Below are 14,366 nucleotides of genomic sequence, written 5' to 3' on the forward strand. Positions count from 1 at the left end.
GTTCATACCGGTTTACATCCAGTCGAAATGCGCTAATCAGCGGGTTAATGGAGACTATCAAAACCATCGATGGCAACCATCGCAAAATACAGGTTGCGGGTTTTAACTCGGATCAATAGAGTCGCCGTTGTCAGGTCGGCAGCAGAATTCTTCATCAGCGTTGACCCATAACAAAATTCACCACTGGTTATCCCCGGAGATAAAAATGAAACAGCACATTCTGGTTATCGGCGCAGGTTTCGGTGGCATGTGGACAGCGTTGAGTGCGACGCGCCTGTTCGACATTCACGATCACAACGGCGTTGAAGTGACTGTTCTGGCGCCTCAGGCGGAACTGCGTGTCCGTCCGCGTTTCTACGAGCCGAACGCCCACCAACTGGCCGCGCCGCTTGGGGATCTGTTCGATGCAGTGGGCGTGAAGTTCATCAAGGGCGCTGCCGAGACCATCGACGTTGAGCGCAAGACCGTCGGTTACATCGATGCTTCGGGTGCCAAACAAGTATGCAGCTACGACAAACTCGTTCTGGCTACCGGCAGCCGCGTCGCACTCCCTGCCACTCCCGGTGTGGCTGAGCATGCCTTTGACGTCGACCAGATCGAACAAGCCGTGCGCCTGGAAAACCACCTGAAGAACCTGGTCAACCAGCCAGAAAGCGCAGCCCGCAACACCGTGGTGGTCGCCGGCGGCGGTTTCACCGGTATCGAAACCGCGACTGAAATGCCAACCCGTCTGCGCGCCATCCTGGGTGATCGTGCGGACATCAATGTGATCATCGTTGATCGCGGCGACAAAATCGGCGGGTCAATGGGCCCTCAGATCGCTGAGAAGATTGTTGAAGCCAGTATCGAAACCGGCGTGAAATGGCACCTGAAGGCATCGGTTGTCGGTGTTGATGAAAACGGTGTGACCCTGTCCGACGGCCAGCGCATCGATGCAAAAACCGTGGTCTGGACCACCGGCGTGCGCGCCAGCTCGCTGACCGAGCAGATCCCCGCAGAACGCGATCACCTTGGCCGCCTGCACGTCGACGCTCATCTGAAAGTGATTGGCCAGGAAGACATCTTCGCCACTGGCGACGTTGCCTACGCCGCTTGCGATGACATCGGTAACCACGCGCTGATGACCTGCCAGCACGCCATCTCGTTGGGCCGTCATGCCGGCAACAACGTGGCCGCGCAGATTCTGGGAGTGGAACCGACGCCGTACAGCCAGCCCAAATACGTGACTTGTCTGGACCTTGGTGCCTGGGGTGCGGTTTACACCGAAGGGTGGGATCGCCAGGTCAAACTGATTGGACAGGAAGGCAAGTCGCTCAAGACCCAAATCAATACCGTCTGGATTTACCCGCCAGCGGCGGATCGTGCAGTTGCATTGGCTGCAGCGGACCCGATGATTCCGGTTGCTTGAGTGGTTGATCGCGCTGTCTGATTGATTGAGTCCCACCCGGGGTTTCCTGGGTGGGATTTTTTTTGGCTTGTACCCAGTCCCTGTAGGAGCCGGCTTGCTGGCGATGGCGGTGGGTCAGGCGCTGCGATGTTGACCGAACTACCGTCATCGCCAGCAAGCCGGCTCCTACAGGTGATAACTCCCAATCCCAAGAACGCATCAAAACATTGCCTGTATGAAATTAATCGTGTAATTTTTCATGAAATTAAAACTATAAAATTTCACGAGTCCTCAATGTTTCAGCAATCCACTCAGCATGTCGCCAGCTATTACGCCCACACCTGTGCCGATCGCCTCGTCAATCGAGCGGCATTGCATGGGGAGCAGGACACCGAAATACTGATCATCGGTGCCGGTTTCAGCGGTTTGCACACGGCATTGCGCCTGGCGCTCGCCGGCAAACGCGTGACGTTGCTGGAAGCCAGTCGGGTGGCCTGGGCCGCTTCCGGGCGCAATGGCGGTCAAGCGATTCTTGGCTGGTCTTGCGATATGCCGCCGTTGGAGGCGGCGCTGGGTTATGAGCGCGCGCGGCGTCTGTGGGACGGCATGCGCTGGGCAGCGCGGGAGCTGCGAGAATTGCCGGCACGCCATGGTTTCGATTGCGACTACCGGGCCGGCCACCTCTGGACGTCGGTGATGCCGCGTCGGGTCAGCCTGTTGACGGAATGGCAACACGAGGCCAGCCACAAATGGGGGCACGATGGATTGCAATTCATCGAGCGCGAGCAACTGCCGGATTGGGTCGCCAGCGATCGCTATCAGGCCGGGTTGTTCGATCCTGAAGGCGGGCACTTGAACCCGCTGAAACTGGCGTTGGGCCTGGCCGCCGCGATTGAGCGGGCCGGCGGGGTGATTCACGAACAAAGCAAAGCGCTGGATTATCGCGAGGACGGTGACGGGTATGTGGTAACCACTGAACACGGTCGCATTCGCGCGGACGTGTTGGTGCTGGCGTGCAACGCTTATCTGGATCGTCTCGACCCTCAATTATCGAGCTGCGTGTTGCCCGTCGGCACCTATCAAGTGGCCACCGCGCCACTTTCGGCAGCGCAGGCGAAAGCGCTGCTGCCGAGCAACGCGTGCGTCACCGACAACCAGTTTGTGCTCGATTATTTCCGCCGCACCCCCGACAACCGGTTGCTGTTTGGCGGTGGCTGCACTTACCTGGGCGGCATGCCGAAAGATATCGCGGGCGCCACCCGGCCATGCCTGGAGCGAGTGTTCCCGCAACTCAAAGGGATCGAGCTGGAGTTCGCCTGGGGTGGTCATATCGACCTGACCCTCAAGCGTACGCCGGACATCGGTCGGCGCGGCGACTTGTACTGGCTGCAGGGCTATTCCGGACACGGCGTACTGCCGACACTGGCCGGGGCGCGGGCGGTTTCCGATGCGATAATGGGCCGGCCGGATGAGTTGGCGTTGTACCAGGGTTTGAACAACGGCAGTTTTCCCGGCGGCAAGTACATGGCAGCGCCGCTGGAAGCGATCGGCAAGGCCTGGTACCGACTGCGCGATAGCATTTGAAAGCGGTAATTTCTGGAAGCCTTTCGATGGACATGCAAGAAGAGATTTCGGCGCTGGCGATCCTGATCCAGGACCTGCGCAAACACAAAAAATACACCCTCAAGGATCTGGCGGACAAAATCGGTCGTTCCGTGGGTTTTCTGTCCCAGGTCGAGCGCGGCTTGTCCCGGCCGACGGTGGCGGACTTGACCGCCATCAGTGAAACCCTGGGCGTGCCGACCACCTATTTCTACAGCCTGCCCAAACCGATGGCCTTGCCCTGGGTGACCCGGCCGGACGAGCGTCGCACGTTGTATTACGCCGACGGCATCACCGACATCCTGGTCTCGCCAAAAATGCGCGCGTCCTTCTCGATGCTGGAAAGCCAACTCGAACCCGGTGCCAGCAGCGGCGACCGCCACATGAAAGACAGCTCGGAGCAGGGCGGCTACGTCCTGGAAGGGGAATTGACGCTGTGGCTGGATAACGACGAGCCAGTGACGTTACACGCCGGCGACAGTTTTCAGTTGGCCAGTCACGCCCATTGCCGCTACGGCAATCTCTCGGACCGACTCACCCGGGTCCTTTGGGTTTACACCTGATAAAACAACAAGGAACAAAATGATGGATGCTGTGTGCTCTGATCTGCTGGCTGAAGTGCGTACGTTTCGTCACCGCCACCCTGATGTGCGTTACGTCGACCTGATTTCCCTGGACATCCCGGGGCATTTCTACGGCAAGCGCTACCCGGTCGAGATGCTCGAAAAAGTGGCCGCCGGCAGCGTGCTCAAACTGCCGCAAAACTGCGTATTGCTCGGCACTCAGGGCGGACTGTTCAAGATCGGCGACTACTGCTTCAACGACGGCGACCCGGATGCGCAACGGCGCCTGGTGCCCGGCACACTGAAGTTGGTCAGCTGGGAAAATCAACCGCTGGGGCAGATGCTGATCACCTCCGACGGCACGGAAAAACCGATCGTTTTCGAACCTCGCGAAGTGTTGGCGCAGGTACTGGAGCGACTCAAACGCAAAGGCATTTCCCCGGTGGTGGCGTTCGAGCTGGAGTTCTATCTGTTCGATCGTCAATTGCGCGATGGCTTGCCGCAGTTCGCCCGCGATCCATTGACCGACGATGCCGATGATCAGCCGAACATGCACATTGAACGACTGTCGCGATTTGCTCCGGTACTCGATGACATGGTCGAGACCGCGCGAGCACAAGGCATCGACGCCACGGTGATTACCGCCGAGCTGGGCCCGGGCCAGTTCGAAATCAATTTCGGTCATCTCGATGACGGCTTGCGCGCGGCCGACTGGGCGGCGCTGTTTTGCCGTAGCACTCGCGGCGTGGCGCTCAAGCACGGTTATCGCGCCAGTTTCATGTCCAAGCCGTATTTGCAGCATCCCGGCAGCGGCATGCATGTGCACGTAAGTCTGTATGACGAGGCGGGCAACAACCTGCTGGCCGCGAACGGACAACGAGCGCTACGCCATGCCGTTGCCGGATGCCTGGACGTGTTGCCGCACTGCATGCCGATTTTTGCCCCGAATCACAACGCACTTCGGCGATTGAGCGCCACAGTGAACGTCGCGTCGCGCGCCAGTTGGGGCTTTGAGGATCGCGATGCGTGTTTGCGAGTGCCGGAGTCGGACGCAAAAAACCTGCGGATCGAACATCGCCTGGCCGGTGCCGATGCCAACCCGTATCTGGTATTGGCGGCGATTCTGGTGGGGTTGGAGCACGGACTGGAAAGCCGTCGCGAGCCGATTGCGCCGCTTAATGAAGACCGCAGCAGCGGTATCGATTTCCCGCTGGAGATGCTGGAGGCGGTGCAAACCATGCAAGGCAAGGCGCAATTGCGTGAAGGTTTGGGCGCTGAGTTTGTCGACGTGTATTGCGAAAACAAGCGTCAGGACCACTTGGCATTCATGCACGACATCAGTGCACGGGAGTATCGCTGGTTCCTGTAGTTAAAGAAGATTCGAGGTTAACCCTAAAAAATATCTGGATATTTAATGGCTTAGAAGCTTTAGTAACTGGCTGGTTAAATAAAATATCTTGTTACAGCGCGAAACATTGCGTAATATCCGCGCCGCGTTCACCACCACGGTTTATGCATTTTTAAGTCCCGGGCGTCCATCAGCTGCCCGGGATTTTTTTTGCCCGCATTTTTTGCGTCCTGCGACCTTCTGGGTCGGATCAGGACTTCGCTTCCTTTGTCCCCAGCACGTCACGGATGTTGTCCACCACATTGCTGTCCTTGATTACATCGTTGAGCCAACCTTCGAGCGGCATGTTGCCCCATTTGATCGCGCGTTCGATCAGGTAAGGGACGGGGCTCTGGGGCTCGGTCTGCTTGAAGAACTGCGCGATTCCCGCCAGCAGGGTGAACGCCTCGTCGCGGGTCTGGGGCGTGGTGCGCAACGGCGTGACGGGGATGTCCTGCTGGGTCTGGGTCATTGCAGCACCTGTGGGTTGTGCGCCAGCGCTTTCGGAGACGGTCGGGGTAGGCGCGACCGGGGTCGGGTTCAGTTCGATACCGCGATCCTTGAGCAGTTTCTCGGCCAGTTGGCCGGCACGGGACAACACGTCATGGAGCCCGGCAAAACTCGGCGCGTCATGGCCGAACAGCCGGTCAGCGGTGCTCTGCAATTGCTGGCAGGCGCTCAGGCTGGCGGCAATTTCGCCGGCTTTGCGGCGCAGGTGATCCGAGTCGGTCAGCACCACCGAGCGCTGGAACACCTCGGCGTTGATCTTGCCTTCGTCGAGGGCGGCGCGCATGGCCTGAGGGCTTTGCAGGGCCAGGTTTTCGACATGCCTGGATTCGTCATAACGAAGCAAACCGTATTGCTGGCCCTGGGTGATGGGCAGACCGCCCACCACATCGGCGAGGGTGGTCTTCATCCACGCCAGACGGGCAGCGCGCTCGTCGACGCCGTCTTCGAGGGATGGAAACAGATCGGCCCAGAAGTTATCCAGAATGCGTTCGGCCAGCGTCAGGCCAAAGGTGATACCGCTGAAATGGTACTGGTGCGCCAGCCCTTCGCTGAGCCAGGCGACAAGCATCAGGTCCTTGCTCTGTCGAGCCAGGCCTTGGGCAGCCAGGGTGATGGTCAGATCCCAGTCAGAGGACTTCAGATCCGTTTGCCAGTCACCCTGGGTCAAATAATCGGGGTCTGCTCGCCGCGCTTCTTTCACCTGATCGAACAAGGCGGAAAAGCTCAAGTCTTCGCCGCTCCCCTCATTGATGGGCGCGGTCAGTTCGGCCAGCGAAAGGTCGTTGAGAAATTCAGACATAGGAAACTCTGATCAAAATAAAAGAACACCGTGCCTGCCCGGCAGGCACGGTGCTGAAAACGAGCCGCCGGGGCGGCCCGTCATTGCCACGGTTTTATGCGAAAACCTTGTTGGCAGTGCGATCCCAACCACCGGTGACGTTGCCGCCGCCCTGGCCATCGGCACGGCTCTGCTGGGTGTAGGTGGTTTTGATGCGGGCAAAGTTGAAGCTGATTTCTTCGATCGGCAGGTCGCCAACCGATTTGTCTTCACCGTTCTGGCTGCCACCGGCGACCGCTTTGACCGAAGACACCACGACTTCTTCCAGGTTGATGGTCAGGTAGGTCACCTTGTCACCACCAGCGCGGTTCACATTCAGTTGGATCTTGGCGATGTGCGTGCCTTTGCAGCAGGCTTCGAACAGCTTGGCAGAAGCCTTGTCCACGGCTTTGCGGATGCTGAAGTCGCTCAGCGCCACACGCTCCGACGAAGCACCGCCCGACGAACTGGCAGTCGCGGAAGTGGCCTGGGTTGCGCCGTACTCGTAGCCCAACACTTCGATCCAATCCTTGTGTTTGTCGTCCAGTACTTCACCTGGAATGCCGTCGATCTGGATGTATGCGTCAAATGCCATTTCTAATTTCTCCTTACCTTCATTTAAAGGGATGTCACCTGCAACCAGATCACAACCCTTCGTTTTAACCTCTTTGAAACAATCAAGAGAGGTGTGTTACGGCAGCCTCGGTCAACGTCGAGATGACCCAGGCACCGGTTTTTCTTGCAACAGGCGCGGCATCCTCAGTTGAGTGCGCGCACTTCGATTTCTACCCGCCGGTTAGGTTCCAGGCAGTGAATCAGCTGAGCCCTTGGCTGCTGCATATCGCACTTGACCAAAGGCTTGTTGCTGCCTTCGCCGACCGCTTCTACCAGCTCGCCGGGAACACCTTTGCCCACCAGATAAGTCTTGATGGTTTGTGCCCGTAGTTTGGAAACCTGCAGGTTGCCCTGTGGATCGCCGAGTTGATCGGCGTGCCCGGCGATGATGATTTTTCCAATGTTGGGCGTGCTGAGCAGCTTGCCGGCAATCGCACTCAGCTGGCCTTGACCTTCATTCTTCAGACTCTGGAAGTCGGCACGGCCAAAGGCGAACAGGGTGTCCGACTCCAGCGTGATGGTTTCGATCGAGCGCAACGACTGCGTGAGCAAACTGTTGATGTAGTTGCGCGAGCTGGAGATCAGGAACGCGTTGTCGAGGATCCGCGGCACGTCCGGCTCGTGAATCTGATCGCTGTAGAAATTGATCTGCCGGCTGGCGAACTCATAGTCCTGATGGGTGGAGGCAACCGCGGTACTGCCGACCTGGCGGGCAATCGCCGGATACCAGTAATCCGGGATTTTCGCTTTCAGGAACGCCGGGTCGGCCTTCTCGCGTTGCGCACGCGACAGCATGACGTAGGTGTCCAGTGTTGCCTTGCCGAACGCGGCAATGGATTGCGCGCGGTTGTCGTTCGGTAACGCCTTGGGCTCGACGCTGTCCACGCCTGTCACCGGCATCAACTCTTTGGCATTGCGCTGATAGACCTTGAGCGTGGTCAGCAGATACAGCGAGCGGGTCAGGTTGTCGGCCGTGGGTTTGAGCATCACGGTTTCCAGCCGATCGAAATACTGGCTGCGCACCATTGGCTCAACCTTATGGCCCTGGTAAAGCCCGAGGCGCATGCGCAGTGGAACGCCTTCGTCGTGGTGCCGGGCGTAGTAATGCGCGGTCCAGAAGCGCAGGCGATCAAGGGTTTGCCAATCGGTGTATTGGCCGGAGGTCGAGCGATCGTCGGCAGCGGCCTGGGTCAGCTCTGCCGAGAGGGTTTGCAGGGTGTTGCGGTTATTGATGTACGACCAGCTCAACAGGCTGCACAGCAGCACCGCGACCAGGCCGGCACCGCCGATCCATGCCGCTTTGCGCCGACGTTCGCGATGGTTGGTGGTGTACAGCGCCACCAGGTGCTGGTCGGGAATGATGACTTTGCGGAACAGACTGTTGATGAACAATGGACGCGGTTGCGCGTGACCGTTGGCGATCTCCCGATCACCTTCCAGGGAAAAACGCTCTGTCACCTGCCGTGCGTGTCCACCCAAATCCGGCTGGTCTGCGTCCAGCGCACTGGTGAAATAGAAGCCGCGCAGCAGTTCCGCACTTTGATAAGGGTTGGCGCGCAACAGCGCATCGACGAACAGTTGCAGCCGTGGTTTGAGCGCCGCCAGTTCCAGCGGGAACCGATACACCGATGAATCCTGTCGGGTGATCTGGATGTCCTGGGTCACCAACTGCTGGCTTGCTACCTGTTGCCAGTAGCCGACCAACTCGTCCATCGCCGCACCGAAGCGCTGCCCCCAATCGGCCTGCTCGTAGCCTTTGTGGGAAAAGGTCTTGCCCATGACGTCGCCGCGCGCGGTTTCATCCAGCTGGCGATAGAAGGGGGCGAAACCCGGGACCAGGTCGCACTTGGTGAACACCAGGTAGACCGGCAGTCGCACTTCCAGCAGGGCATGGGTTTCCTGAATGCGTTCGCGCAGGCGCTTGGCGATACGCTCCTGATCTTCCAGCGAGGATTGCAGAATGTCGTGAATGCTGACGGTGACGATCAGGCCATTGAGTGGCCGGCGCTGGCGATGCTGGCGCAGCAATTGAAGGAAGGCCCGCCATTTGCCGGCCTCTTCCTGGTTGTTCATGTAGCGGCCGGCGGTGTCCAGCAGGACCGCTTCGGAGCTGAAGAACCAGTCGCAGTTGCGCGTGCCACCCAGGCCCGCGACCCGCACACCTTCGCGCTCGGCGTAGGGGAAGTTGAGACCCGACTGGTAGAGCATGGTGCTCTTGCCTGCCGCCGGCTGACCGACCACCAGGTACCAGGGCAGGGCATACAGCGCGTCCTTGGCGTTGCTGCCTCGGGGCTTGTTGCTGTGCAAGCGCTCGATGCTTTGCAGCAGGCGCTCGCGCAGCAGGCTGACCTCTTCGCGATCTGCCGGGCTCGCGTTCAACACGGCTTGATCGGCATCTTCGCGCAGCAATCCTTCGAGGTTGTGATGCCGGGACACGCCTCGATAAAGCAGCAAAACGTAGCCGGCCGACAGCACCAGGAACACGCCAATGCCGCTCAGCAGGCTGTTGAGCGAACTGAAATCAAACGCCCGCCCGATGCCCCACACCACGAAGATCGTGAGGAAAAAGCACACCCCGAGAATGTAGGGTTGATAGCGCAAGAAGTAATACTTGATCTTGTTCATACGGACTTCGAATCCAGGGCATCGACAAAACGGTCGATAACGTCACCCAGAGGGCGGTCGATTTCGGGAAAGGCGTGTGTGCGGTGGTGCTCGTCGAAGGCATCGAAAGAAGCCAGAACGTCGTAGCTTTGCGAACGCTCACTGATCCCCGTCAGCACGCGGTAGGCATCGCAGGTCTGGCGTGAGGCAAAACAGATCAGCCTCGGGCGCATGAAGTCATCGGCCAACAGGTTGACCTGTGGCACCGAGCGTTCAGGCGTCATGTGCGTCAGCCAGGTGACCCACAAATCGGCGGTCGGATTCTTCAGGCCTCTTTCTGCCGGCAAGGGCAGGGCGATGCCGATCGGCGTTGGGTGAGACAGGTGCCGTCTGAGGGCCTGGAGTCGGGTAAGCACGGCGTTGGTGACGAACTCCGGGTAGGCACCTTCGAGCGCGGTACTGATGTCGCGCAGATTGAAATTCACCAGAAACTTGTCATGCACGCGCCGGAACAACTCGAAGTCCTGGCCTTGTAATGGGCGCAGGGCCTTGATGCGTTCGAACAGCACCGAAGTGCTTTCGCCATGGACGGCCATGTGCAGCAGAGGCCTGATCTGCCCGCTGAACAGTTCGCCGAGGGTGAACGGATTGACCAGAGGCTCGGCATCGCTGGCCTTGAGGGTCTGGAAAATGAAAAACGGATAGCGTCGTCCACTCGAATCTTTCGAGCTGATCAGCCCGCCCAGCATCCAGTTACCGCTGCGCGCGCGGTAGCTGAAAAAGCACACCGGCAACGCGTCGAACAGTTCGCGCCAGTCTTCGCGGTGCTGCAAGGCGGCGAGCGCGCCTTGCAGCCAGCCGTCGAACTCGCAGACGTCGTCGCCTGCACCTTGCAGGCTGACGAAGTCCGGGCTCGCGGGGACTTTTCCGAAGCAGCCGATCATTGGCCGTATCCCTGATTCAAGATTCGGCGGATCACAGCGGACGACCTTCTTTGGCGTTGAGCGCACTCAAGGCCTTGACGTTGGCCAGGTCCGTCAGCTTGACGCCACCGTAGTTGCGCACGGCGAGGCTGACCGGGCCGCTGCTGGTGTTCCAGCTGAAACGTTGTTGAATACCGTCCAGATCGCTGACCCGTGCACTGTCGTTCATGCGCAGCAGGCCCCAACGGCCCGGGTAGTCGAACACCGTGACGCGCTCGCCGGTCAGGGTGACCACATCCAGGCGTGCGCCCGGCGTGGTGGTCGTGCCCGGCCACGAGAAGCGGCTCCAGCTGGTCTTGCCGTTACGGTAGTGCTGCACCTGGCCATCGAGGGTGAAGATGATGTCGGTCAGGCTGGCGGAAGGTTCGAGCATGATCTCGAAGCCGTTGTCGCGGTCCGACAGGCTGGCAATCACCTGGCCCAACGAGCTGGCCTTGTCGATGCTGTTGACCATGTTCGGGTTGACCAGCGGCGTGGCCTTGCTGTCGCTGCTCATGCCCAGGCCTTCGCCACCGGACAGGTTGCCGATTTCGTTACGCTTGAAGTTCGGCAGCAGCCCGGATTCCGGGTCGACGAAACGCTGCAAGTCCTTGACCGACGCTTCGTTGCGGCTGCCTGGCGCGATCGGATAACGGTGCGCCATGACCTGTTCCCACGGCTTGGCAATCTGCTGTGCCCAGGCCTTGGCAATCTGTTGGCCGGCAGGGTCACGCAAGGTTTCCCAGGCAAACTGGATCGGCAGGCTGAACAGGCCCTGCAACGCAGTAGACAGGCCACCCTGGCTGGTGTCGACGGTGGTCTCGACATAGTTGCGCACGCTGGTCACTTCGCTCGGCAGCCCTTCAAGGGTTTCGCTGATCAGCTGCTTACTGCTTTTACCGACGTCCTGTGAGCGCTGAATGTTGTTCATCCGCACCTTGAGTTTGCGCAAGGCCGCCAGGTAGCGGTCCATGATCGTACTGTCGGCGCCTTCGGCGTTTTGCACGGCGAACACCCGCGATACCGGCTCGAAGCGCTTCGCCAGGCTGCCGTCGTCAACCGCCGGCAAAGGCGAAATCAGCGAGCTCGGCGATGCATTCTTGCCATCGAAAATGCCGGTGACGCTGCTCCAGAATCCGTCATCGGGCTTGATGCCCGCTTGCAGGGTTTCGCGGGGGGCAGGGACATCCCACTGGGTGTTGTCATTGACCGCCGCCAGGAGGATTTTCACCGGCGAGTTCTGCACGTCGCTAAGCAGCGACAGTTGTTGGGTCGCATTGGCCATGTCAGTGAAATGGCGAACGCCGACGCTGTCGATCAGGGTGTACCAGGCCTGTGTGTAGTCGCGCTTGTAGCGCGTCATGAACTCACGGATGAAATTGGCCTTCTGCACAATGCTGTCGGCGCCTTCGCCGTCGAGCACCCAGTCCGATTCATTTTGCAGGTTGCCCGACACCAGTTTGATCAGCTCCGGCTTGACGAATTGCTCCCAGCCCTGGCGGGTGAAAATCGCGGGGACCGCTTCTGTGCCGTACAGCAACTGACGGCCCGGCAAGGGCACCAGATCGCTCAAGCCGACCGCCGGAAACTGGCGACTCGATTCCAGTTGCAGGCGCAGGTATTCGCGGTCCACCAGCGAGCTGGAAATCATGAACGACTTCAGGCTGTTGCGGGTTTCACTGATCAGCTGTTCGTTGCGCGACAAGGTCGGCGCCTGACCACTCTTGAGCAATTGCACATACACCGGCGCATTGTCCTGGATCACTGCGCTGCTGACCGCGTTGTCGGTGCTGGCGGTGTTGGCCCAGGCCACCGGCAACGCAGCGCTCACGAACTCTGGATCGGGATGGGTCGCAGGTTGGGTCAGCATCAGATAGAGCTTGAGTGCGTTGTACGACTCAATAATTGAAGCGACCTGGCGCTCATCGAGTCGGCCCAACATTTCTTCGGACAGCGAAAGCCCGCCGGTGGTCGCCGACAGTTCAGCGGCATCGCTCGCGGTGGCCGGGTTGCGCAGCGCTGTCAGTGCTTCGCCACGAACCTTGTTTACCGCGCCCCTGGCAGCCCCGTTCAGGCGACCGGCAACATCACCGGTGCTGCGCGGCAGGTTATTCAGGCGGGTCGGCAGTTTCTGCCCCTGCAAACGGGCTTTGGCGGAGCCGGCCTTGGCCGTCGCAGGCGCAAAGTTGTTCTGCGGGTCCATGGTTTTGGCGAACTCATTGAACGCGCGCATCTGCAATTGCAGTTGCAGGGTGATCGGCTCCAGCGCCTGAGTGCGCAGTTGCTGCAAGTAGGCGGTCTGTGCGACGCGATAAACATCGTCACCCCGGTACAAGCCGGCGCCGAGTTGCAGCGGCACGCCTTTGGCGCGGTGCTTCTCGATGGCAGTGAGTTGCTCGCGCAGCAGTTCCAGGCCGTGACCCGAGGCGAGTAACCGCGCACTGTCCGGCGATTGTTGCAGTTCGGTCAGCTGCTCGCGCAGTGTCGCCAGCCACTGGCGGTTGTTCTGGAACGACAGGGCTTGCCAACCAATGAACGCCACACCCGCCAGCAGAGCCAGACCCAGCAGGGCAGGGCTGGCGGACTTGTTCTTGCCGAAACGCGACTGGTAGAGGGTCAAGTCGCGATCGGGGAAAATCACCCGACGGAACGTGTCGGTGATGAAGTAGCTGCGGTCGCTGATTTTCTTGCCGCTGCCTTGTGCCTGATTGTCGTGCTCGGGAGCGGGCTGCAAGGCGAACGATTCGGCCAGGTCATCTTCATACACCTGGCTCAGTTGCTGATCGGTCTGCAAGGCGCTGGTGAAATACAGTCCGCGCAATAGAAGTGGCGCGCCGCTGCGACGGGTCTCGGCGAAGTGTTGGAGAAACTGTTCCAGCACGCCCGACAACTCGGCGAAATAGTTCGGGAAGTTCAGCAATGCACTGTTGGCATCGGCACCCAATGCAATCATCTGCGCGTCGACGTGACGACGGATGTGGCCGTGCAGGTTGGCCAGCTTGGCGTCCAGCACGGGACGCAGGCCCTGATTACGGATCTCGGACAAACCGAAGGTCATGCCCAGCGGTTGCTGGCGCTCGTTCAGGTCCAGGCCTTCGAACGCCTGGCTGAAGCCCGGCAGTTGGTCGGTCTTGCTCAGCATCAGGTAAATCGGCGGGTTGGCCTCCAGGCAATCGTTGTATTCCTCTATGCGCGAGACCAGTTGCGCGGCGAGTTCATTACGCTCGGCAGCGCTGCAGGCCAGCAGTTCCGGCAGGCTGACCACCAACACCAGGCCATTGACCGCGGCCTTGCTGCGCTGCTTTTTCAGCATGCGCAGGAAGGCGGCGAATTCGCTGGCCGACGGGTCGTCGCGCAGGTAACGGCCGGCCGTGTCGATCATCACGGCCTCGGGGCTGAAATACCAATCGCAATGCTGGGTACCGCTTTCGGTGTCGTTGGCGCTGCTGGCAATGTTTGCGGACAGCCCTGAGCGGGTCAGCAACGAGGTCTTGCCCGCGGCCGACATGCCGATGACTAGATACCACGGCAAATCGTAAAGTGCCGACGAACCGCCGCCACCGGCCGAGCGATCGGCGCGCAGCATGGCGATGGCGTGCTTGAGCCGCTCACGCAGCACTTGCTGGTCGCGGAACTCACCGGCGCCATTGAGCGAGCGATCAACTTCGATCTGTACCAGGTTTTCAAGGTTGTGTTCAGCCCGGATACGCTTGTACTGACGCAGCACAATGATCAGCAGGTAGAAGGCGCTGACGATCGCCATCGTCTCCAGTGCATAACCGCGCAGCCAACTCACGCGCGGGGCCGCGAACCAACTGACCGCCAGGCTTGCCAGCCACAGGACGGGGATGAGGAACCAAAAGCTTTTCAACAAACGCAATAATGTTTTCATGTCTTCCTGACTCGGTTACCTGACCTG

General features: G+C 59.8%; 9 protein-coding genes. 4 read left to right on the top strand and 5 right to left on the bottom strand.

The window, feature by feature from the left end:
• Window positions 1–205: 205 nt before the first annotated feature.
• The 4 genes from NL64_RS26235 (at window position 206) to NL64_RS26250 (ending at window position 4,921) form a co-directional block, all read left to right on the top strand.
• A complete protein-coding gene (locus NL64_RS26235) occupies window positions 206–1,408 on the top strand; it encodes an NAD(P)/FAD-dependent oxidoreductase (protein ID WP_034150974.1) in 1,203 nt (400 codons plus the stop codon).
• 273 nt (window positions 1,409–1,681) lie between these two features.
• Window positions 1,682–2,971: an NAD(P)/FAD-dependent oxidoreductase gene (locus tag NL64_RS26240; protein ID WP_034150975.1), complete on the top strand. Its 1,290-nt coding sequence runs from the start codon at window positions 1,682–1,684 to the stop codon at window positions 2,969–2,971.
• Window positions 2,972–2,997: 26 nt separating this feature from the next.
• Entirely contained in the window at window positions 2,998–3,552 is a 555-nt protein-coding gene (locus NL64_RS26245) for a helix-turn-helix domain-containing protein (RefSeq protein ID WP_034150976.1), read from the top strand.
• 22 nt (window positions 3,553–3,574) lie between these two features.
• A complete protein-coding gene (locus tag NL64_RS26250) occupies window positions 3,575–4,921 on the top strand; it encodes a glutamine synthetase family protein (protein ID WP_034150977.1) in 1,347 nt (448 codons plus the stop codon).
• Window positions 4,922–5,150: 229 nt separating this feature from the next.
• On the opposite strand, the gene tssA is transcribed toward NL64_RS26250, so the two are convergent.
• The 5 genes from tssA to NL64_RS26275 form a co-directional block, all read right to left on the bottom strand.
• Window positions 5,151–6,248, bottom strand: a complete 1,098-nt coding sequence (tssA, locus tag NL64_RS26255; RefSeq protein WP_034150978.1) for a type VI secretion system protein TssA — start codon at window positions 6,246–6,248, stop codon at window positions 5,151–5,153.
• A gap of 94 nt (window positions 6,249–6,342) precedes the next feature.
• Complete coding sequence (locus tag NL64_RS26260; protein ID WP_034150979.1) at window positions 6,343–6,861, bottom strand: Hcp family type VI secretion system effector; 519 nt, start codon at window positions 6,859–6,861, stop codon at window positions 6,343–6,345.
• 164 nt (window positions 6,862–7,025) lie between these two features.
• Window positions 7,026–9,506, bottom strand: coding sequence for a type VI secretion system membrane subunit TssM (tssM, locus tag NL64_RS26265; RefSeq protein WP_034150980.1), 2,481 nt, complete (start codon window positions 9,504–9,506; stop codon window positions 7,026–7,028).
• On the bottom strand, window positions 9,503–10,429 hold the full coding sequence (gene tagF / locus NL64_RS26270) for a type VI secretion system-associated protein TagF (protein WP_034150981.1): 927 nt from the start codon (window positions 10,427–10,429) through the stop codon (window positions 9,503–9,505). The genes tssM and tagF overlap by 4 nt, the downstream gene beginning before the upstream one ends.
• A gap of 31 nt (window positions 10,430–10,460) precedes the next feature.
• Window positions 10,461–14,339, bottom strand: a complete 3,879-nt coding sequence (locus NL64_RS26275) for a type VI secretion protein IcmF/TssM N-terminal domain-containing protein (RefSeq protein ID WP_034150982.1) — start codon at window positions 14,337–14,339, stop codon at window positions 10,461–10,463.
• Window positions 14,340–14,366 lie beyond the last annotated feature (27 nt).

This window comes from Pseudomonas fluorescens (assembly GCF_000802965.1).
In the GTDB taxonomy this organism is placed as follows: domain Bacteria; phylum Pseudomonadota; class Gammaproteobacteria; order Pseudomonadales; family Pseudomonadaceae; genus Aquipseudomonas; species Aquipseudomonas fluorescens_A.

Coding starts and splice junctions, on each gene's coding strand:
- tagF (WP_034150981.1), bottom strand. CDS start 10,429: ATGATCGGCTGCTTCGGAAAAGTCCCCGCGAGCCCGGACTTCGTCAGC.
- NL64_RS26240 (WP_034150975.1), top strand. CDS start 1,682: ATGTTTCAGCAATCCACTCAGCATGTCGCCAGCTATTACGCCCACACC.
- NL64_RS26245 (WP_034150976.1), top strand. CDS start 2,998: ATGGACATGCAAGAAGAGATTTCGGCGCTGGCGATCCTGATCCAGGAC.
- tssM (WP_034150980.1), bottom strand. CDS start 9,506: ATGAACAAGATCAAGTATTACTTCTTGCGCTATCAACCCTACATTCTC.
- NL64_RS26235 (WP_034150974.1), top strand. CDS start 206: ATGAAACAGCACATTCTGGTTATCGGCGCAGGTTTCGGTGGCATGTGG.
- NL64_RS26250 (WP_034150977.1), top strand. CDS start 3,575: ATGGATGCTGTGTGCTCTGATCTGCTGGCTGAAGTGCGTACGTTTCGT.
- NL64_RS26275 (WP_034150982.1), bottom strand. CDS start 14,339: ATGAAAACATTATTGCGTTTGTTGAAAAGCTTTTGGTTCCTCATCCCC.
- NL64_RS26260 (WP_034150979.1), bottom strand. CDS start 6,861: ATGGCATTTGACGCATACATCCAGATCGACGGCATTCCAGGTGAAGTA.
- tssA (WP_034150978.1), bottom strand. CDS start 6,248: ATGTCTGAATTTCTCAACGACCTTTCGCTGGCCGAACTGACCGCGCCC.